The following is a 21,347-nucleotide window of genomic DNA, read 5'->3' on the forward strand; positions in this document are numbered from 1 at the left end:
CATCCCGCCAGTAAAACGACTAGCGAGTTTCGGAGAGTTGCGTCACCGTATTCGAAACATTCTCTGCTCCCTTATAAATTTCATCCATTACCGTTGAAACTTCAGAGATTTTATCCATACCTTCGGCTGAAATAGCCGCAACTTCCTCCATGGCTTTGGTGACACTACTGGTCAATTTCTGGTTTTCTGATACCACTTCGGCAATCTCAGAAGTAGATTGACTGGTTCTGGAGGCTAATGAGCGCACCTCATCCGCAACCACTGCAAATCCGCGCCCCTGTTCACCAGCTCTGGCCGCTTCAATCGCCGCATTTAGGGCCAGTAAGTTGGTTTGCTCGGCGATACTTTTAATCGTTGAAACAATCGCCTCAATACTCTGGGACTTAATATTCAATTCTTGTACTCGCCCAGAAGTTTGCTTGACTTGATCAGCAATACCGCCAGAAAGCCGAACCGAGTCTTGTAAAAGCTCAGAGCCTTGTTTGGCGATTTGTGCGGTTTCGATAGAAGTACTCAATGCAATTTCAGAGGCTTCTGCCACGGCTAAGTTTCTCGCGACTTGCGCAGAAATGTCGGTCGCAAATTTAATGACCCGAGTCACCTTGCCTTCACGGTTAATAATCGGATTATAAGTTGCTTCCAGCCAAACATCCTCGCCATAGCTGGTCTTTCGTAAAAACCGCCCAGACTTAAATTCTCCCTTGGCAAGATCGGCCCAAAAATTTGGGTTTTCCTGATAAAAGAGCTCATCGCAGAACATCTTATGTTTCTGTCCTTTAATTTGCTCCTGACTGTATTTGACCGTGGCTAAAAAATTATCATTGGCACGCAATATATTTCCCTGGGGATCAAACTCAATGATCGCTAAAGACCGTTCCAAGGCCTGCATAATGTTGTTTTTACTCTCTAACTCTAAATACTCTCGCGTCACATCATTGGCGATTTTCATAACTTTGAAAATCGAGCCATTCTTTTTAACTGGAAAATAGCTTGCCTGAAGCCAAACGGTGTGACCATTTTTAGCCACTCGTTCAAAAGTCCCTTGATGCGCAACTCCCTTGCTCAGCTCGGGCCAAAAACTGCGATACTCATGACTAGCGACATATGCTGACTTACAAAACATCGAATGGTGTTTACCAACTATCTCATCAAGTTGATAGCCCATCGTCTTTAAGAATAAAGGATTGGCATCGAGTATCTTTCCATCTGTCGAAAATTCGATGGTGGCAACACTGGCTTTAATCGAAGACACTATCCCCTCTAGTTCGCTCATCATTTCAATATTTTTGGCTAATTCTGCTTTCAATTTGGTTGCGAACATAGGTTCCCCTTTACTATGACAATAAGCGTTCTTAACATACTATTGCGGTATGAAATCAATGTGGTGCCACTAAAATATAGAACGGTGTTCACCATAGAGCGAATTAAATATCTTGAACATCACACACATTTTTAAATATTGTTATATCGCACCACCTAATCACGTATATTCCGCTGTGCTCGATCATAAGAGTCTGTTTTTTTTGATCTTATTGAGTCAACTGTAAACTAATGGCATACTGACAAAATGTACAAAAATCTAACATTCATGTAATTAGCTGTTTTAAAGGATTAAAGTCACAGCAAATGAAGATTGTTCAAAATAAAATATCCCTTCAATTATTACTCTGCTTGCTGTTGATTTTCTGTGCGATGAGTGAGGCCGACGATCATATTCCCACCGCACCAAAACCAAACTGGGTGAGCGAGATAGCTCTCCCTGATCCCGAGCTTATTCAAAATAATCAAATTCAAAATGGTGTCTATTACTTATTAGCAGATACTCAGCTCAAGGTTGAAGAGCAACAATCACAGTTCTACTATCATTATGCTGATTACATCGTGAATCAAACAGGTGTCGAAAATAACTCCCAAATCAATATCGACTTTGACCCTAGCTACCAACAATTGCGCTTACATTCGGTCCAAGTGATTAGAGACCAGCAGCCCATCAATAAACGCAACTCGGCACTTATCAAGCTGCTCCAACGTGAAGAAGAATTGGAAAAACTGGTCTATCAGGGGGAAATGACACTTAATATCATTCTCGATGATATTCGCGTCGGCGATATTATCGAATACAGTTACAGTATCCAGGGCATGAATCCAGCCTACCAAAATATTTTTGCCTATCAACGCTTACTCAATTGGTCGGTTCCTTTGGCTAAATTTTCGTTACGGATCCTATGGAACAAAGCCACACTACTTTACTACCAGTTACAAAATACTGAGCAAGAGGTCATCGAAAATCAAACAGTTCATGGGACAGAATACCTGATCCAAAAAAATTGGATTGAAGCGCTAAAAATTGAGGACAATACACCGATTGGCTTCGACCCCAGAGCAAAGGTCTATTTTAGTGAGCTTCAGTCTTGGGCGGAAGTCGCTCGTTGGAGTGAACCATTCTACCGGGATGCGATGATCGCCGACCAACACATCAAAAACTTAGTCAGCGATATTCAAACACATCATCACGATCGAGAAGCACAAATTTCAGCCGCATTACGTTTCGTTCAAGATGAAATTCGCTACTTTGCCATCGAGCTCAACCAAAACTCACACATTCCCACCCCTGCTTTCGAAACGCTGCGTAATCGCTACGGCGACTGTAAAGACAAAACCGTATTATTACTCACACTCTTCAAAGAATTAGGATTTAAGGCTTATCCGGCGCTAGTAAATACCGAAGACAAATTGGATAGCATCTTGCCAAACGTTCAGGCCTTTGATCATGTGATTACCTATCTTGAATATAAAGGACGGCGTTATTGGCTCGATCCCACCCGTAGTTTTCAACATGGTCACATCGATAATATTTACCAAGCCGATTTTGGCAAGGCCTTGGTGCTATTAAAAGACCACCAGCAATTAACGCAGATGCAAGTCTCTCAGGCCAAGCATGGCATTTTGGTTCACGACCACTTTATCCTTGCCGATGAAGGCCCAAGCCAGTTCTTATCAACAACCCAAGATATCGGTAAAGATGCCGAAAGACAGCGCCAGCGTTTAGCCGAAAATAGTCTCGAGCAAATCCAGCAAGATTATTTAAAGTTTTTTCAGGGGTATTACCCAAAAACATCAGTATCACAAGCCATTCGATATACGGATGACACCGAACTGAATATATTGCGCAGCGACGAGCAATACCAAATTGAAAACTTTTGGCAAAACGACTCCGAACAACAGCGCACTCAAGCCGATTTTTATGCGAATTTAGTGAGTTCCTCGCTTCAGGTTCCCGATGATTTAAGCCGGATTGACCCGCTTTATCTCAGTTATCCGCATCGCGTAGAACAAACCATTGATATCGATTTAACAGACGGCGACTGGAATTTTGATAATGAGAGCTTTGTTGAAGACAATCCATTTTTTCACTTCAGTCATCAGGTCAAATTCAATAAAACGAAACAACAGCTAAGTTTAATCTATCAATATCAAAGTAAACTGGATCATATATCACCAGAAGATTACTCAGCTTATCGTAAGGCTATCCAAAAAACCCAAGACCACCTCAGCTATAGCATCATTCAAAGTCATTCGTCAGCAGCTGATGGTAATTCGACGCTCGCTTGGCTGATGCAGTATCTAACAGCTACCACCGTACTTATGGTATATGGAGCGCTCTATTTACTGGTGATGTTATTATGGCTCATGGAGCGTAAGCACACTGCCGACCAGACTGAAGCGCTGTTCTTTCCAGTCTCGATAGTAAAGCTAGCCCTGATGTGGGTACTGAGCTTTGGCTTATATGCCGTATATTGGTTTTATCAGAACTTTCAATATATAAAACAGCAAGAACAAAACGCTTCAATGCCTTGGGCCAGAGCCTGTTTCAGTATTTTTTGGTATTATCCACTATGGCGTAAACTCAAAACTGATAATGAGCAACGTTTTACTCAAAGCCACTTACCCAATAAATGGCTTGCCATATTGCTTGCTTTGATTTATTCAGCAAGTGGATTCATCATTAATACAGACTATTGGCAACTCCTTTCATTATTACTTAGTGTTGCCCTCGTGATTCCTTTAGCAAACTATATTTTATTTATTAATGGCCCAGATTCAGCAGCCATGTTGAGAAACTCAAAGTGGCGTTTCCGCCACTATTTATTGACGATATTAACGGCCCCATTATTTATGTTTCAAGTAAGTTCATCATTTGGAGTCATTCCAAGTGATACCGTTGTGAAAGGTACATGGCTGCTAGACCACGATATAAAAACCATGCAGCGTCAGGGTATTATTAAACCCGGAGATCAAATAGATTACTTTTATAGTGATGCTTTATTCTTTGTGGGAAATGATGGAAATGGCTTCACCCAGCGCCATGTGTTCTCCTATTGGAAGGACGATGAGCAACGAATAAACAAACAGCTAGCATCCTATAGCGAGATCCGACAGATTAAAGTTGATTGGGCAAAAACCGTCAACAAAAACTCGACCGTGACGGTCATTCGAAAAGACGGTAGTGAGTTTATACTTTACGTTTCCAATGTTGACCATAAGGATCAACAGTTTGTTACAGCACTAAAAAAACACTGGCAAGCCAGTCCTTAAATCAATGCTTCGCATAAGGATAGATACCCTTGAGTGCGACTTGAAGTATCCGCCATAAGGCTATCAACGCCAATCAAGCTATTCGAGCCCACCACGACTCAGCAAGACATGAGCCTTTCTCGATGATGGGCCTAGTGCTCGGCCCTTGGCTTTGCCGTCTCAAGCGACCAAGCCAAGTTTTGAACACAAGCGAACTTGATTTACTAATGAAAGAAAGACAACTCTTTTTTCTGCGATTCAGCCAGCTGCGCTAACTCTTCCGATGCTTGTAAAGTCTGACTCACCGCTGCAACATTTTGATTCACGGAGTCAAAAGCTTGTGTCGTAATCTTCGAAATGTCTTCCGTCACCATGAATTGCTGCTGTGAAGATTCGGCCACCAAGCTATTGATGTCCAAAATAGATGTTACCGCTGTCGAAATATCTTCAAAAGATGCTTTGATCTGGTCGGCCAAAGTTACTGAGCCTTCAATCAACTCTACATTCCCAATCATATGCTGATTTGCTTTATCCGATTGAGATTGCAGTTTTTCGATAATCTCTTGAATTTTGACTGTCGATGATTGAGTTTTCGATGCCAAGTTTCTCACTTCATCGGCAACCACCGCAAAACCACGTCCTTGTTCACCAGCGCGAGCAGCTTCAATCGCGGCATTGAGCGCCAGAAGGTTAGTTTGCTCCGAAATACTGGTAATCACTTCAGTGACCGAGCCAATTTCAATAGCAAACTGCCTGAGTTCTTCCACAATAGTGGCAGCCTCTGTTACCGAGTGATGAATTTGATCCGTAAGACGAATATTTTCTTCTAAAACCAACTGCCCACTGGACACATTCGCTTGAGCTTTTTCGGCATCTTGTTCCGCTAAACCCGCCTTACTGCTCACTTCTTGAGAGGTTGATGACAACTCATTAATCGCAGTTGAGATTTGTTCGACTTGTATCAACTCTTGATTGGCATTGTTCTGAGTCTCATTCATAACCACATTCAACTCTTGAGATGCCGAAGAAACACTTTCAGAAATGCTTCGAGAGTTATTAACCAACTCATTCAGTTGTCTGGATAAATTCACCAATGAAAGATAGATCCCTGTCTCTTGACCCGTCACCTTTAGATTTTGACTTAAATGTCCCTTCGACATACTTTCCATTAAAGCTGCAATGTCATCGGGAGCGCCGCCAACCGGCTTAATCACCAGCTTATTCAAGGCCACTAATAAAACTAAAATAGCAATAATCAGACAAAACAAACCGATAACAATAGATGTCCATAACTGCTCATCTGCACTCTCATGAATTTGATCATTACGAATGTAAGTAATAAAGTTCATATTCGCCTGTTCAAGTTTTCCCCAAAAAGCAGTGAAGGCGACCATTTCGCCATTCACTTCGCTTTCGTAAGATAACTTCGGTGACTCTGGGCTAAACTGTTTATATAGAGGGCGCTTGGTAAAGATATTTTTGCCGACAAAATCTGGATAGGCGGATAGCAAAATAGTGCCATCGGCGGTGTATAAAACCATATCTTTACGGTTCGCAATATCTTCAAGTATTGAAGCCAAATATACATTCGCCACCACGGCTGCTGAATCGCTGAGCTTATAAGCAATCGCGACAACCGTATTACCACTTTCTTTCGACTCAAAAGGAGGCGAGACAAAAAAGCTTTCTCCTTGTTTGAACAAGGCCGTGTAAAATGCACGGTTCAAATCCTTCACATTAAAACTAAGCTTTTTACCAGTTTCAAAATACACTTCACCATCTCTGTTAAATACCGCAACACCATCGCCTATCTTGCCCATCGAACGACGTAATGCCTTCAGCTCAGTGACCAATTTTTCAGATAGGCCTGCGTCGGAAAAATCCTTAGGAGCAACTTGAATCGAAGATAACATCTGCTTATAAGCTTTGAGTTTTTCATTCAATTTAGTCTCAACAGTGATCGTTCTTTCACGAAGTAATTCTTCATGTAAATAAATACTTTCTGTTCTGAAAGAATTAAAACTTAGACTCGATAGCAGCACTACGATGATGAGGATAATGGCACTGAGCGTGCCAACAATTTGAAGTTTAAATTTGTTCATATAAGCTCTCTATGTATCACTTCACAAATCAGAAAACAGTCAATATCTCGACCTAACTTGGCCGGGATGAATATATGACTTAGATGGGAGATAGAAATAAAAGATTAATTATTGTAGCACTTCTGCTTACCCTCTCGTTTATCGTTTTTATATATATTAGATGATTTTTAAGGGCTTAGAAGCAAAACCTTTAATAAATTTCTCTCAATGAAGGCAGAGGGAAGTCATTTACTTTTCCGGTGTGATTTTTTTGTGAATAAGCAAAATACCTAGAATAAGACAAATGCCATATATTAGACCGCTAGAATATATATTCTAGATTAAAACACTATTCCATATGGCAGCTGCAGAGGATTTAAACTCTGCATAGAGTTGACTACAGTGTTCAATTCCAGAAAGAACAATATTTTACAATACAAAATCGCATTCAATAGACCAGTGCCGTTATTTGAGTCCGATATATTCTCGACTCATTTAAAAATAGCATTTAGTAAATACCGCTCCACCAATTGATAAAAACTAATTGAAGGGAGCTGTCTCGAATAACTGACACCTATCGATGTGAAACCGCTACTAGCCATTTAGAGCTATTTTTATGCGCACCTGAATGCCAGCATATACAAATAATTTTAGCGCATCGCAACGAATACCAAGCCTAATGCAGCGATGGTTCGCTTCGAATAAGTCCCCACAGGCGCATCATCGATGCGAATAAACCACCCTCAGATTTACTCGAAGGGTTACTGAGAGTTCTCTGTTCACGCAGCGACAAGAAAACGCTTGGGAATAAGTATTGGTATCTGGCTTCTGCTAAGAATATAAGCCTAGCGGAAAACACTCTTCGACAAGGTATAGCTGTCGATCTGGTTTAAGCATCAGAGCGAGATAAATCTTAGCGCTTGATTGGAGCTTGACGGCCATCTAAGCATTGGCCAGTTGCTTTTTTATATCACCGACATAATGCGTGAGGAATCAAAAGCATTAATCGCTAGCTTTGCTGCTTCATCTAAAATAGCCTGCAACACTCACCTCTTGTTGACCATTGCTCACCCAAAGTGGTCGATTGCCAGACCAGCCTTGAGAGTTGTTTACAATGATTATCCCGATCACAAACAACCCGATACTGCATTCTCGGGGGGAACAGGGTCGTGCGCGGCAAATAGCAGTGCTTACTTATGCCTTCAAGCGGATGAACGATGGCATAAGGTAGATGTCACAGTGTACACTGATGACTTAAGCTAGTTAACTGACTCATCTAAGCCCCATACGTTATTTTTAAACATGTAATTAAATTTTTATAGGCACAACCTGCGGATGTATTTAAATCTAATTGGCTGGTATTTTTAAAGCTTTGCTTAGCGATAATAATATAAAAACAATTCTATATACAAAAGTAGATTTCCGCAACACAAATCAGGCAAAAACCCATTAAAAATAGACACTTATATAATGCCGTTTTCTAAAGTAGAACTGCATGTATTAGTTGTGGTTCATATATATAACCAAACAACTAATACAATATTATCCTTGTACAAGCCAATTTAAACTCAAAAATTATCAGGGACAATAATTATTCTATGATTCCTTCCTGTCATAAAGCTAACAAATACAAATCATCAATTAAATAAACGATTCAGTGACCAAGAGAGCACCGTCAAGTCAATAACGAGTCCCTCTCCCACAAACTGTACTTCCCCCTTGAACTATCAAAAGAATAATCGAATTTGCAAAAAGCGAATACCTAGTTTGCATTTCGAGAAATGTATTCTATTTCAATAAGAACTAAGCGATAAGTAATTGAAAAATAAAAAATATAATAAAACTGGCATGAAACTGGATTACTCGGTAATCAACAGCACCTAAAACCACCAACGCTAGCGCGATCCAGTCGAGGTATCAAATGCAAGCAAGATTTCACAAAATACTCATGCAATTCACACTCTGTTCAAGCATTCTAACAACAGTATTCACTTCATTAGCCAGCCAGGCAGGCGTTATCTACAGTATCGAAAAACCAGGCATTCAAAGCTCTCAAGTGAGCGGATTAACCCTCACCGAAGATTTTGACCTACTATCGAACAACAGCCTAGCCAAGGGTTACCAAGCCGATTTTGGCTATTACTCGGTAAATAAAGGCACCGCGAAGATCCACAAATTTGGGGTTTATGGGGGGGCATTTGGCGAAGGGAAATACCTATTTATTCCGAATAACAGCGCTGTAAAATTAAGTTTTGACCAAGCCGTCGGGTATTTTGGTTTTTGGTGGAGCGCAGGTGATAGTGGTAATCAATTGCGTATTACCACCAAGTCTGAAAACTTAATGTTTGCCACTCACCAAATTTTAGATGCAGCCGTATTGGAACCCGAGCACTACGGCAGCCCAACGAGAGTGAGCGGAAATAAACGCGAGCCTTATGGCTATGTCAATTTATTTGCAGAAACAGAGGCTGATAAAATAGTCTCAATCGAGTTCTTTGGCCGAAACTTCGAAACCGATAATCACACAACCAGCATCCAGCGCGAGCGCATTACTGGTTTAACATTAGCGGCGGTCAGCGTACCTGAGCCCAAAAGCAGCTGGTTAATCGGCTTGGGGTTGTTACTATTGATGATTCGTCAGACTAGGTGCAGGCAGCGAACTGAACACGCTCGATAGAGCCTTTGGGCTCTGATACCTAAAGGATAATCCGAACAGTGCTGGCGGTTCGGTCACTGCGCATTCTCCATAAACTAATTCTTATTTATAAATGTAAAAACGGTGCTAAACCTTTGCTTAGCACCGTTTGACAAGAACATCGTGTAAATATTAGCGTGAAAACCGCCGACTATTTCACCATATCTTTAATATATTGACCCAATTCAGAGTGGTGCATAATTCGAGAAACCGGAATGATTTCTTTTAACGGTCCCCACGCAAAAACATTGACCGGAGTATGAGTATGCGTGCCCGTACCCCAAACCGTATTTTGGCCCGTCGCATGTTGGCGCGCTAATACGTTACCGCGGTCGTTATAAGGGAAGAACGCGTCGAAGTCATTAATAGCAGGCACATCATTCGCAGATAAGTAGCTATGCATTTTTTTATAGTATGGATTTGGCTTGGTTGCCATCACATGAGCTGCTTGCTCAGAGGTAATCGAAAAATCACTATTTGCGTTCACAATTTCAGCTAAATGATCTGGAGTTTGTTGCGCTTTATCCAATTTGTCGAACTGAGCAAGCATATCTGCATAACTCATTTTCTGATTATACAAACCGTCTAAAATATCAAACTTACCAAAGTTGAAGTTAGGCGCATAATCGCGTTTTTGAAATGCTTCGCCAGTACGTTTTTCTGGTTTTGGTAAGTCATTTGAAGAATAGCTGAAACCGAACGAACCTGTTTCGTGGTCTGCGGTCACAATGATCAAGGTATCTTCACGACCTTTCGCCCACTCATAAACTGAATTGACCGCTTCATCGAATTTGATCATTTCATGTAACATCGTGCCAGCATCGTTACTATGTCCAGCCCAATCAATTTGCCCCCCTTCCACCATAAGGAAAAAGCCGTCCTGATCTTTAGCCAATACCTCCAGAGCTTTGTCTGTCATCTCTTTCAATGTTGGTTGAGTGCGTTTCGGATCATTTTTAGTATGGCTATAAGCAATGCCGTCATTCATCCCCGAATAAGAAAACAAACCTAATAATTTGTCACCTGACGCATTTGCCAACATATTTTTATTAAATGCCAAACTGTAGCCTTGGGTTTGCGCTTCATTCAGCAAATTGCGCTCATCCTTACGCTTAGACTTAAGCTTCACATCGCCCTGAGTCAATAACTCAAGCGCCTTATAAGTCTCCCCTTTATCATTGGTAGATTTAGGGATCCAATGACGAATACCACCAGACAGCATCACATCGGCACCAGTTGCCAACATATCAGACGCAATCTCATTTTCTAAAGAACGATGCGGTTCATGGGCAGCAAAGGCTGCAGGAGTCGCGTGGGTGAGACGGGTGTCAGAAACCAGTCCGGTGGCTTTGCCCATCCGTTTGGCTTTTTCCAGCACCGTTTCTACATGATCGCCATTTGAGTTAATTCCGATCACCTCAGAGGCGGTATATACCCCGGTCGCTAACATCGTTGCAGAACATGCAGAGTCAACAACGATGGCCTCCTCTGGATTAGTTAACGAAGAACCGATCACGCCTTCCTGGGCCAGCTTATACAATGCAGTGGTTTCACCGCGATAGATAGAATGCGGTGCATTGTTCGCGTATAGCTCTAATAACCCGACTTGCTGCGGGCCCATGCCATCACCAATCATTAAAATGACGTTCTTAATTTCTGCCGATAAAACAGAAAAAGAAAACATCGAGGTGGCTGCGGCGAAAACGAGGGGTTTAACGATCTGCTTCATTTCATGTTCCTTATGTATAAATGCGGCGGTAGTTAAACAAGGTTGTTTGACAGTTTTATGACAAAAGGTGATTTGTTTGACGACTCAAACATAATAATCACGCTAAATACGCCCCCTTAATCTCGTATAACGTTGCCGCAGAGCAATCAAGCGCCTTTGCCAAAAATGAAATGAACCACTGGTTAATGAAAAAAGCACATCTTAACTCTCAAGCCGCAGGCGGATTGAATAACCAGAAAAATCACTTTGCCAAGCGCAATGATGAACATCATTTAAGCAAACAAATGCTAACTAAAAGTCGACCATGATTAGGCAATATCTCGCTTAGTTGATATAAATCGAAGGCAATATTCGATCTCGCAATCGACCATTTAGCTTCGAGAAATGTGATGCCCTTGTACTGCTCCAGCTCGCCAAAAATAAAAAACTCATAGCGTCATACGCTATGAGTTTGGTTTTCTTAATCGACCTTAATCGACCTTAACCAACATATCGAAAAATAAAGTCACCACAAATCAGTACTGTGACTTACGCTTTCGCGAACCAGCCAAAGTCGATTTTACCATTCGACCAAAATCTCGGTCATTGGCACGACGCTGGGCGATACTGGCAGCATTAAACTGTTGTTCTCGCATCAGTTTTCGATAGTTACTTAAACGACGCTCAGAAAACTGGCCTTGTTCTATCGCCAAACGTACTTTACAACCAGGCTCACGCTCGTGCTGACAATCTGCAAATTTACATTGGGCGGCCAATTCAACGATATCATTAAAGGTAGCCTTTACGCCCTCTTCGCAATCACTCAACTGCAGTTCACGCATGCCAGGCGTGTCGAGTAATAGGCCGCCTCGCCGCATGATATGCATCGATCGCGCAGTGGTGGTATGCCGCCCCTTACTATCGTTTTCTCGAATGCTAGCCGTAAGACTCGTAGGTTCGCCTAACAAAGTATTAATTAAGGTCGACTTACCCACACCAGACGAGCCCATAAAAGCCACTGTTTGCCCTTCGCCACAGTAACTTTCTAGCTGGCTAACTTGCTGTGCATCCAAGGCATTCACCGCCTCTACAAGCAACATTGGATCCAGTTGTTGCACTTGTTCAATGTAGGATTCCGCTGACTCACATTGATCCACTTTAGTCAGCACCACAACTGGGTCAACCTTTACTTCATGAGCTAAGGCCAAATAGCGCTCAATACGACTGAGCTTAAAGTCATGGTTCACTGAGCACACCAAAAACAATGTATCTACGTTCGCCGCAATCAGCTGTAACTCGGCGCGCGAACCGACCGCTTTACGACGAAACAGAGTCGTAGGTTCAAGTTGCCGAACAAACTGGCGTTGCTCGAGTAACAGCCAGTCTCCGACCGCCATTTTTGGCATATTCGGGGTAATCGCCAGCCTTTCCAGCCCCTGTTCAGAAGCAAGTAAATATTCGCTTCGATGTTGTTCAAATATTCGAGCAGGCCGAAATAAGCTGAGCTCGTCGAAATGAAGTTGTTGTTGAAAAAAAGGTTTCCATCCTAGTTGAGATAGAGAAAAAGAAGTGCCCATTGAGCTTACTCCAAACACATAATTTGTGAAATTTTAAGGCGTAGTGAAACGCCCCGGAGATACGGGCTTTGACAAGAAATGACTTAAGCTAAATCCTGAGCCCGTTGAGTTTTAATTACAATCATCAGATGTCCTTTATGTGTGTTCAAATTGTCGCCAATCATAACAAAATACCAGTAAATTTACCCTACCAATGAGCGTATTTCGATCTCAATTTAAACCCTGATGTTTACTCGTTACACCCCATCACGTCACCCATAACAATCATTCCGTCTCTAACAATGATGTTCATCACTCAATTCAAACATACTGCGTGTAACAAGCACCGCTGACTCTTGGGGCGGCAGATCCCTTAGGGCAGGTAAGCTGAATACTCACTTTTGTTCAACATTTAATTCGCAGTTAAAAATATTAAATAGTGCAAAATAGAGATATTTTAAGTAAAAAATATTGCGCTGAAGACTCGCCTGCAAGGCGCATGACGGTTCAGTTATTCGCCAAGTTGGGTTCTTGTTCGCCAGTGGATCTGGCCAATGCTCCGAAAACTTGCGCTTAATTGTGTTAGACTACGCTCCACGGTATCAAATGACTCGCATCCCCTCTCGCATCAACGAGCTCTCATTTTCAAGCCTCCTCGATTACCAATATAGCTCCACTAAGCTTGTGACGTTTATTGTTAGCATCCTGCTGACGCGCTCGCTCAAGCAAAGGAAATATTATGAAAACATCTTCAATAGGCGTAATAGGCACCTCTAAAAAGCAAGACGAACGACGCGTTCCAATCCACCCTGAGCATTTATCTCGACTCCCAGAAGCACTGCGTAAACAGCTAACCTTTGAAACTGGCTACGGAGAACGTTTTGGAATGTCCGATGCAGAACTTACCACGCAAGTAGCAGGGCTTGCCTCACGAGATGAGATACTCGAGACCATGGATACCACCATTATTGCAAAACCCACGCTTGCCGACTTTGAACAACTTCGAGAAGGCGGCACTCTTTGGGGTTACCCGCATTGCACTCAGCAACGAGCTATCACTCAAACCGCAATTAACCGCAAGCAAACCTTGATAGCCTTCGAAGATATGTACGTATGGGGCCCTCAAGGACAAGTCGGACGACATACTTTTTATAAGAATAACGAAATGGCGGGCTACTGCGCGGTGATTCATGCGCTGCAACTGAAAGGCATTGACGGACACTATGGTAATCAACGCAAAGTGATTATCTTCAGCTTTGGTGCGGTAAGTCGTGGTGCCATTTATGCACTTAAAGCACATGGCTTCAGAGATATTACCATTTGTATTCAACGTCCTGATCATGAAGTGCGCGAAGAAGTGCTTGATTGCCATTATGTTACTTTTAGAGAAGGAGCTGAGGGCGAAGCTCGAATGGTTATCATCGAGCACGATGGATCGGAAAGACCACTAGCAGAGCTGATTAGTGAATCAAGCATTATTATTAATGGCACTTATCAAGATACCCATCATCCAGTGCATTTTGTCACCGAGGCAGAAAAATCCTGCTTAAAAGACGGTAGCTTAATCATTGATGTGAGTTGTGACGATGGCATGGGATTTTATTTTGCTAAACCCACAACCTTTCAAGATCCCATATTTAGCGTTGAAAATGTTGATTATTACGCTGTAGACCATACGCCAAGCTATTTGTGGGAAAGCGCCTCTCGGTCTATTTCTGCCGCGCTTATCGTTCATCTCCCTGCGATCGCAGCGGGGCGCGCCAGTTGGCAAAACAGTGACACCATTCGCCGAGCAATCAATATTGATCGCGGAGTGATCCAAAAGGAAGAAATTTTAGCCTTTCAGCATCGCCAGCCAAGCTATCCACACGTCGCCATTACCGAGTGAAATCAAATTCAACAAGCACCAGCGAGAGTCCCCCTGAAAATGCAATACGCGGTGAACTCAAAGCCAGTAATAGCGCAATGGAGGAGCCCTTAGAAATAACAAAACCAAATGGTAAACTGGTCCTGTTATCTGGTCGGTAAGTTTCAAATAGCTTTATGCTGCGTTCCATGGTCTCGCCTTAAGATGAAGGCCTGTAAGCATGCACCTTGTTTAAAGCCATTTGAATTGATACTGCTCGCTCTGATATAGATGCGTAATCAAATAGAGGATGTCGATTAGCTTTATTCACAAAAGCGTTGTTTATAACTCTCATCCAACGCGCTAAACATGAATGAAAATCGCGAGCTTAAAATTAGATATAAAAAAAGCCGATGCGTTAGCATCGGCTTTTCATATTAAAGGTTTGCTCTGAAGCGATTAAAGCTTACCAGAACCTGCGTTTGCTTTCACATACTCAACCACTTCACTTGCTGGCATCGCTGGCGCGTCACCATAAAGAGTTGGTTTCCAACCGACATCTTTAGACAATTGTTTCTTCTTGCTGCTCACTTTATTTGCCTCAGCAATCACATCAATCATCTTGCCATTGAACATAGAGCCAGTATCGAATGCTACTTTGCCTTTCATGTTGCCAATTGCATTAGCGGCTGTACCGTTTGCGATTTCAAATACGTTGGCTTCTGAGTAGATAGCAGACTCTTTACCGGCACCCAAAGCTTGACGCAAAATGTTATGGTGCGGTTTGTTTTTCAAAGAACTTACGTGTCTTGCATAACGTGTATCACCAACACCATCACCAGATGCATCACCTACAAAGTAGTTATTGTATGAGTGAATTTTACCATAACGAACACGTGGCATACGTTGGCCAACATTATTGAAATAGTTGCTGTGTAACGTCACACGTAAGTGACCCGTATCAGCTTTTTTCTTATCACTATTACCAATCAAAAACGCTTTATCATGATCATGGAAGTAGCTATTTGAAATAGTTACAAAATCAGCTTGGTTAGTAATATCGATCAAACCATCATGGTGTTGAACTTTTTGGGTAATCTCATTCTGAGGGAATGGGTAAACCGGTGGGAACATTGAATCCGCACGGTCACCATCAGAGAAGGTACAGTGATCAACCCAAACGCGTTTACCGCCAGCGATAGAGATTAAATCATACTCTGAGTTCCAACGGCCACCTGAACACATTTGTGGGCCGGTTTTCACATCAACGTATTCTGCCTGACAGCCAGGGTAGCTTGAGTCAAGTTTAAAGCTATCGCCTGGATCCCAATCTGGGAAGTAGTCGAAGGCATCTTCAAAGGCTATGTTGCGAATGATGATGTTTTCAGAGCCTTTGCCAATATGTAGCATGCCTTTAACGATTTTGGCATCAGTGCCTAAACCAATAATGCTGGTATTCGATGGGATGTCGATAACGATTTGTTTTTTCTGATTTTTTTGCGAGGCAACACGCGCTTCTTCAAGAGGGCCGGTCAATTTTCTATTTGGACGCTTCTTGATCAGTGGCTTCACGTTCCAAACTGCTGGCGCGTAAGCATTTTTATAATCTTCAAAATTGTAAGGTGCAACTCGGTAATCTTCTTCAGTCAATTCCCGACCTTGATCATCAGATGACAAGTTGATGGTACCTTTGATTTTGAGGATTTTTGCATTGTCGCCAGCAGCTAACAACGCATCGACTAACGCTTTTCGACTGCTCACCGTATAAACATGTGCATCAGTCGCTTTCGCTCCACCTGTAACAGGACCTTCAGCAGCAGCCCAACCGTCATTGGCAGGCATAACCACTCTTGCCATATCCATAGTGGCTGCACTTGAATATCCAGTCATTAAACTGGCCGCCAAACATGACGCAGCTAGAATCGTTCTATTCATTTTATTCTCCGAATAATGTTGAAAATAAACATTTTCGGTTTCCTAACCGATGCCTATTTTCAAATAGAATTTTGATTTTTAGATATATAAAAAACATAAAAAGTTTGTTTCCCCCCTCATATACTCGTTTCATTTTTTTTGAAAAAAATAATTTGGGAACCCTCTATATCTACAAACAAACTAACAAGAAAAACAAAATAAAAATACTGTTTTATTTTTTTAAAATCTCGATTTTAGATTTAGCGCACAAAATATATTAGTTATCGACAATTTGCTTCTTGTAAGGTTCGAGACGCCTTTAATCCAGAATGAAAAGAAAGCCAGATTTGTATTCAAAATTTGTGATCTAGATTCTAAATTTTAACTATCCCCCCCCCCCCCCCGTTAATACGCAGTAGTTAAAAGTATCAATAAACACTCACGACCAATGCGGTTTGCTAATTGTTAGCCTTCTATGGTCTACAAAAATAACCTTATTTGAGTCGATAGTAGGCGCGAGTAAGTCGATGTATAGAGCGATGGGCAAGTCGATAGAATTGATTTGAGACAGAGAGCGACTCGCTTAGCGATCACTCATCTCACACCGAGTAACATCCCCGCAGGAATTAAAAATAACTCGCGCTGAGCGGATGGCTGCGCTAATGGTACCAACTTAACTCATCGCCACCTCCCTAGACCACAGCCAAGCATGACGAGACACATATCAGTGAAGTGTTTCAAATAAAATAAACAATAACATGGTTGAACTTGGCATCACGCCAAATCTGAAATCAACTAATGACAACATTAATTATTAAATGATGTCAAAATATTTGCATTTCATTGGGATTTTTTTATAGCGTACAAATAAAGATGCTTAGGTATTTATAATAATTCTGTGATCTGAATAACACTAGCATTAATTAGAGCCAACTATTTTCACGAACCTTATAATGTGTCACATGCGTATCTGGCTTTAATTCATATTGTTCATCTTCTGGGTAAATTTTTTCAACATCTATATCTTCACTAGCAAATGCTTTAATAGATTCTAGGTCTGACCAATAGCTAATTTTCTATTGTTATCGTTCCTCATCCAGCTTTCCCTCGACGAGCTCAGCAAAAAACTTATGCCAGCCATAAGAAGGCTTTCATCTATACCTGTAAACCTTGCATTTTAGCTGGTTGAGTTTTTCATCTTTATTCTATGAATCACGCCTCTGGGCTTAGAGCTTTGGGACTGGATAGCTTAAGGAGTTTACTCACCAGAACGATGAGCAAATTTGTGTGCAACTCAGGGTCAGGTTTTGCTTTTAGCCACTATCTTGCTTACCCGAGAATAAAGCGGCTTTCTCGCCTCCCTCATAGACAAACCGCCGATATTTGTTAACGACCCGTTTCCTCTGCTTTCCAAAGAGCAATTAAGTCTAATCATTATCCTGCCACCATAAAAAACAGCCTAAGTAAAACTTGAGCTACTGTAAGCAAAAAACAAGACCTGAACCCATTACTCCCTCAAGAGAAAGAGCCTTGGTTGATTGCTACGTCATTAAGCCTCTAGCAGGTTACACCGAAAGCTGTAGAGAAATTTACGCCACTCGGATGCAAATTGAAGAAGTTTTAAAAATGTAACAACTGGGCTGGGAATGAACCCATCTAGAACCCAAGACATAAGGTGGCTTAGAATGTTACTCAGGATTGCCGCTCTCACCCATCTTATACTTCACTGGTCTAGCGTTGAAAGCTGCGGGCAAACACTATCGTTATCTGGCTAATTCAATTGAGCATCGCAACGTTCTCTATACCCCCTATAACTTGCTCAATAAACGACCAAGATACAAGACTCAGATTAAACAACGCTCACTAGCCTAAAGCCTTAGATACGCTAAAGATACGCTAAAGATACTCTACACGAGCCCAGCTAAATACGGGACTGAAAAAGCATGAGTATATTCGAGGAACATCAGGCCCTCCCTCCTTTTATTCCAAGCAGCAATATCTTGGGCTCGTTGAATTGCCTACGTTTTGTTTTCGCTTGTTTTGCGTATTATCTGTGGGACAAATCTTTCACTAAAGCCTGCGACAAATGACCAGAAAAACAATTTGGCTATATCTTCACCTGTTTTGGGGTAAGTCAAAGATATCCATTGGTAAAAATCATTTGCGTTAGAAATATTGAATTTGTTCGGATATTCTGGGAATAATTCACCTTGAATTATATTACCGATAAACATCAGCATAAGAACTAACGCAAATATTCCACCATTTATCGGGATCAGTGTTATAGATACCCAAGAGGTTGATAATGTCTTTAACTCTTGCAATTTTATTTTCGGTAGTCGCTGTTGAATGCTCACAAAGCCGCCTAACAGCCCAGAGGCAAACACTAATGTGACTAGGTATGACCTCTTATCATCATGTAATCCATACAAGCCAATCGCTAATATAAGCAAAATTAACCCAGTGAAAGATACTAACCTCTTTGTTACTGCTTGAAGATGTTCTTGACGTTCTAAATCTTCCATATGTTACTCCTTCAACATGATGAAGACAGACATAAAAAACCAGACATAATGATCCCGGTGAAAGTCTCAATCTTCTGCATTAAACGAGGTTTAGCCGAACTAGAGACACACCATAAGATGCAAGTCTTAATATAAGGGAAGAGGAGCCAATACGTCATGCTTACATCCCCACCATCCATCATTCACTATAATCAATATATCTAGAGAATTTGAGATATTCAGCAGGGTTGGAAGATTTATAAGGGGATCCATGAATAAAGCGGCTTTCTCACTTCCTGTTCTGGTCTAATTCCATCGGACACTTAATTTTGAGACAGTATGTTAATGAATTAAGAGGTCTATATGAGTTTGAAAAAATCACACAAGAGTTATCCACAAGAATTTAAAGATGAAGCGGTACTAATGGTGTTGGAGCAAGGTTACAGTGTTGCTGATGCTGCAAAATCTCTAGGGGTTGGCACTAGCCTGCTTTACAAGTGGAAAGAAAGGTACGAAGTCCAACGGCAAGGCATCACCCTAGAAGAGTCTGAGCGTGATGAACTCAAGCGATTACGCAAAGAAAACAAAGAATTACGCATGGAGAAAGAAATACTAAAAAAGGCAAGCGCCTTCTTTGCGAAAGAAATGAAGTAAAATGTCGCTTCATAAAAAAACACTCAAATCAGTTCCCTGTTGCGCAGCTATGCCGAGTCATGAACGTAAGTAAATCAGGCTATTACGATTGGCTTAAACGCCCTGCGAACGTGATAGGCCTTGATACTTTGAAGCTTTATCGCCGTGTTCGCCAGTTATTCAAGAAAAGCCGAGGTAGCCTAGGGAATCGTGAGATGGTGAAGAAATTGCGCAAGGAAGGCTACCAAGTAGGCCGCTATGCTGTCCGTACAATGATGCAACGCTTGCGGCTGAAAGTGACCCAACGGCAAGCTTATAAAGTGACAACGCAGCGTAAACACTCTGACGCAGTCGCTGATAACCTGCTAAATATGAACTTTAACCCAAGCGCTGCTAATCAGGTTTGGGCTGGTGATGTGACCTACCTAAAAACAGGCGAGGGTTGGATGTATTTAGCAGTCGTGATGGATTTATACTCTCGCAGAATTGTTGGCTGGCATATTGATAAACGGATGACTACAGACTTAATTTCCAAAGCACTCATTAAAGCCTACAACTTACGGCAACCACCTAAAGGCTTAGTCTTTCACAGTGATAGAGGCTCACAGTACACCAGTAAACAATATCGTAAGCTATTAGTTGGTTTTGATATTCGAGCCAGTATGGGCGATGTAGGAGCGTGTTGGGATAATGCTGTTGTTGAACGATTCTTTGGAAGTTTAAAACACGATTGGCTGTTTAAAGTTAATCAGCCAACACGAGAATTTATGAAGCAAGATGTGGCTGCTTATATGAAGTATTACAACTTAGAGCGGCTTCATTCGGCCAATGGTGATTTATCACCGGTGGCGTTTGAAAATTCTCAACTAAAAGTGTCCAGTTTGGGTTGACCAGTACATCCCTCATAGACAAACTGCCGATATTTTTTAACGACCCGTTTCCGCTGTTTTCCAAAGAGCAATCGGGTCTAATCATCCGATATTCTAGTTTAGACAGCCATGCTAACTATCGAATAAGCATCAGTCGATGTTATCAACTCAAATCTGTAGTTGGGGTGGCTGTCTAGTTATCTTCGTCTTCTCTTTTCATTTTTAGTTAAGATAGCAAGGCGCTAAAGGGTGCAGATATTTATAGTTACTCTGCCCCTTTTATTGCAACTGAAAGTGTCCAATTTGGGTTAACTAAAACAGAATGACTTAAAATGACACGCTTAAGCCGATATTGGCGGTATTGATGTCAACATCCTTAAGTCCCAAGCGCTGTATGCCAACATGCATCGCTGTTCTCTGATTGAAATGATATTGCCAACCAGCCTGCACGGTATAACCAATACCATCCTTATCGGTAGATGGGCCCGATTTAGGGTCCATTTTTACTTCATTGGCATTGATTCCGGCAGAGAGATAAAGCTCATGGTTTTGTGCGAGAGGATAGTATCCTACGGCACTCAGAGAGATAGCTTTGTAGTCAATATCTCGCTCTGAAGTGGTCGTCTTACCAATATCTTTGGTTTTAACGCTTGTCGCATTCCCGATATGTCCGCTAACTTTCATAGCAAAAGATGGATAAAAGCGTCGCTCATACTCGATAGACCCGGTCCAGGCTGTATTAGTCTCATCATTGTCTGCTTCGTCGTCTACATTCATTGAACCAATACCCAAAGACAGCCCAAAGCTATTCGTTTGGGCAAACACAGGCTGATGCACGGAAACTAAGAGACTCGCTATCACCATAGAAAGAATTCTGACGGTTTTTACTTCTTTATTTCTCATAATGTTATTCACTACTTGTGGATGGATAAATGTTTAATGAGACTATTCTAGAGGTGAAGTATC

The 21,347-nt window shown here is 41.7% G+C and carries 12 protein-coding genes; 4 read left to right on the forward strand and 8 right to left on the reverse strand.

Features of this window, described 5'->3' with window-relative positions; translation table 11 throughout:
• Positions 1-19: 19 nt before the first annotated feature.
• Positions 20-1,321, reverse strand: a complete 1,302-nt coding sequence (locus ACRRS1_RS17710) for a methyl-accepting chemotaxis protein (RefSeq protein WP_432460044.1) — start codon at positions 1,319-1,321, stop codon at positions 20-22.
• A gap of 305 nt (positions 1,322-1,626) precedes the next feature.
• On the opposite strand from ACRRS1_RS17710, the gene ACRRS1_RS17715 reads away from it, so the two are divergent.
• On the forward strand, positions 1,627-4,596 hold the full coding sequence (locus ACRRS1_RS17715) for a DUF3857 domain-containing transglutaminase family protein (RefSeq protein WP_432467245.1): 2,970 nt from the start codon (positions 1,627-1,629) through the stop codon (positions 4,594-4,596).
• Between the two features lie 203 nt (positions 4,597-4,799).
• On the opposite strand, the gene ACRRS1_RS17720 is transcribed toward ACRRS1_RS17715, so the two are convergent.
• Entirely contained in the window at positions 4,800-6,677 is a 1,878-nt protein-coding gene (locus ACRRS1_RS17720; RefSeq protein ID WP_432451870.1) for a methyl-accepting chemotaxis protein, read from the reverse strand.
• A 1,900-nt stretch (positions 6,678-8,577) separates the two neighbouring features.
• Between ACRRS1_RS17720 and ACRRS1_RS17725 the strand changes: the two genes are divergently transcribed.
• The gene (locus ACRRS1_RS17725; protein WP_432463765.1) at positions 8,578-9,333 is read left to right on the forward strand and encodes an Npun_F0296 family exosortase-dependent surface protein; all 756 of its coding nucleotides are present in this window, start codon (positions 8,578-8,580) and stop codon (positions 9,331-9,333) included.
• A gap of 169 nt (positions 9,334-9,502) precedes the next feature.
• Here the strand turns inward: ACRRS1_RS17725 and ACRRS1_RS17730 are convergent, their stop codons facing one another.
• Together ACRRS1_RS17730 and rsgA are read right to left on the reverse strand one after the other, a co-directional pair.
• The gene (locus ACRRS1_RS17730) at positions 9,503-11,080 is read right to left on the reverse strand and encodes an alkaline phosphatase (RefSeq protein ID WP_432451868.1); all 1,578 of its coding nucleotides are present in this window, start codon (positions 11,078-11,080) and stop codon (positions 9,503-9,505) included.
• Between the two features lie 515 nt (positions 11,081-11,595).
• Complete coding sequence (rsgA, locus tag ACRRS1_RS17735) at positions 11,596-12,636, reverse strand: ribosome small subunit-dependent GTPase A (RefSeq protein ID WP_432467244.1); 1,041 nt, start codon at positions 12,634-12,636, stop codon at positions 11,596-11,598.
• Positions 12,637-13,354: 718 nt separating this feature from the next.
• Between rsgA and ACRRS1_RS17740 the strand changes: the two genes are divergently transcribed.
• On the forward strand, positions 13,355-14,503 hold the full coding sequence (locus tag ACRRS1_RS17740) for a N(5)-(carboxyethyl)ornithine synthase (protein WP_432451866.1): 1,149 nt from the start codon (positions 13,355-13,357) through the stop codon (positions 14,501-14,503).
• On the opposite strand, the gene ACRRS1_RS17745 is transcribed toward ACRRS1_RS17740, so the two are convergent.
• The 3 genes from ACRRS1_RS17745 to ACRRS1_RS17755 form a co-directional block, all read right to left on the reverse strand.
• On the reverse strand, positions 14,493-14,672 hold the full coding sequence (locus ACRRS1_RS17745; RefSeq protein ID WP_432451865.1) for a hypothetical protein: 180 nt from the start codon (positions 14,670-14,672) through the stop codon (positions 14,493-14,495). The two genes, ACRRS1_RS17740 and ACRRS1_RS17745, sit on opposite strands and share 11 nt — an antisense overlap.
• A 248-nt stretch (positions 14,673-14,920) precedes the next feature.
• A complete protein-coding gene (locus ACRRS1_RS17750) occupies positions 14,921-16,396 on the reverse strand; it encodes a pectate lyase family protein (RefSeq protein WP_432451864.1) in 1,476 nt (491 codons plus the stop codon).
• A 1,997-nt stretch (positions 16,397-18,393) separates the two neighbouring features.
• Complete coding sequence (locus tag ACRRS1_RS17755) at positions 18,394-18,900, reverse strand: hypothetical protein (RefSeq protein ID WP_432451863.1); 507 nt, start codon at positions 18,898-18,900, stop codon at positions 18,394-18,396.
• A 342-nt stretch (positions 18,901-19,242) separates the two neighbouring features.
• Here ACRRS1_RS17755 and ACRRS1_RS17760 point away from each other — a divergent pair.
• Positions 19,243-20,402 (forward strand): IS3 family transposase gene (locus tag ACRRS1_RS17760; protein WP_432462893.1). Its coding sequence is split into 2 segments (ribosomal slippage): positions 19,243-19,492 and positions 19,492-20,402, totalling 1,161 coding nucleotides; the frame shifts between segments, so codons are not numbered across the junction.
• A gap of 306 nt (positions 20,403-20,708) precedes the next feature.
• Here the strand turns inward: ACRRS1_RS17760 and ACRRS1_RS17765 are convergent.
• Complete coding sequence (locus ACRRS1_RS17765) at positions 20,709-21,284, reverse strand: porin family protein (RefSeq protein WP_432467243.1); 576 nt, start codon at positions 21,282-21,284, stop codon at positions 20,709-20,711.
• Between the last annotated feature and the right edge of the window lie 63 nt (positions 21,285-21,347).

This window comes from Agarivorans sp. Z349TD_8 (genome assembly GCF_050870825.2).
Lineage (GTDB): Bacteria > Pseudomonadota > Gammaproteobacteria > Enterobacterales > Celerinatantimonadaceae > Agarivorans.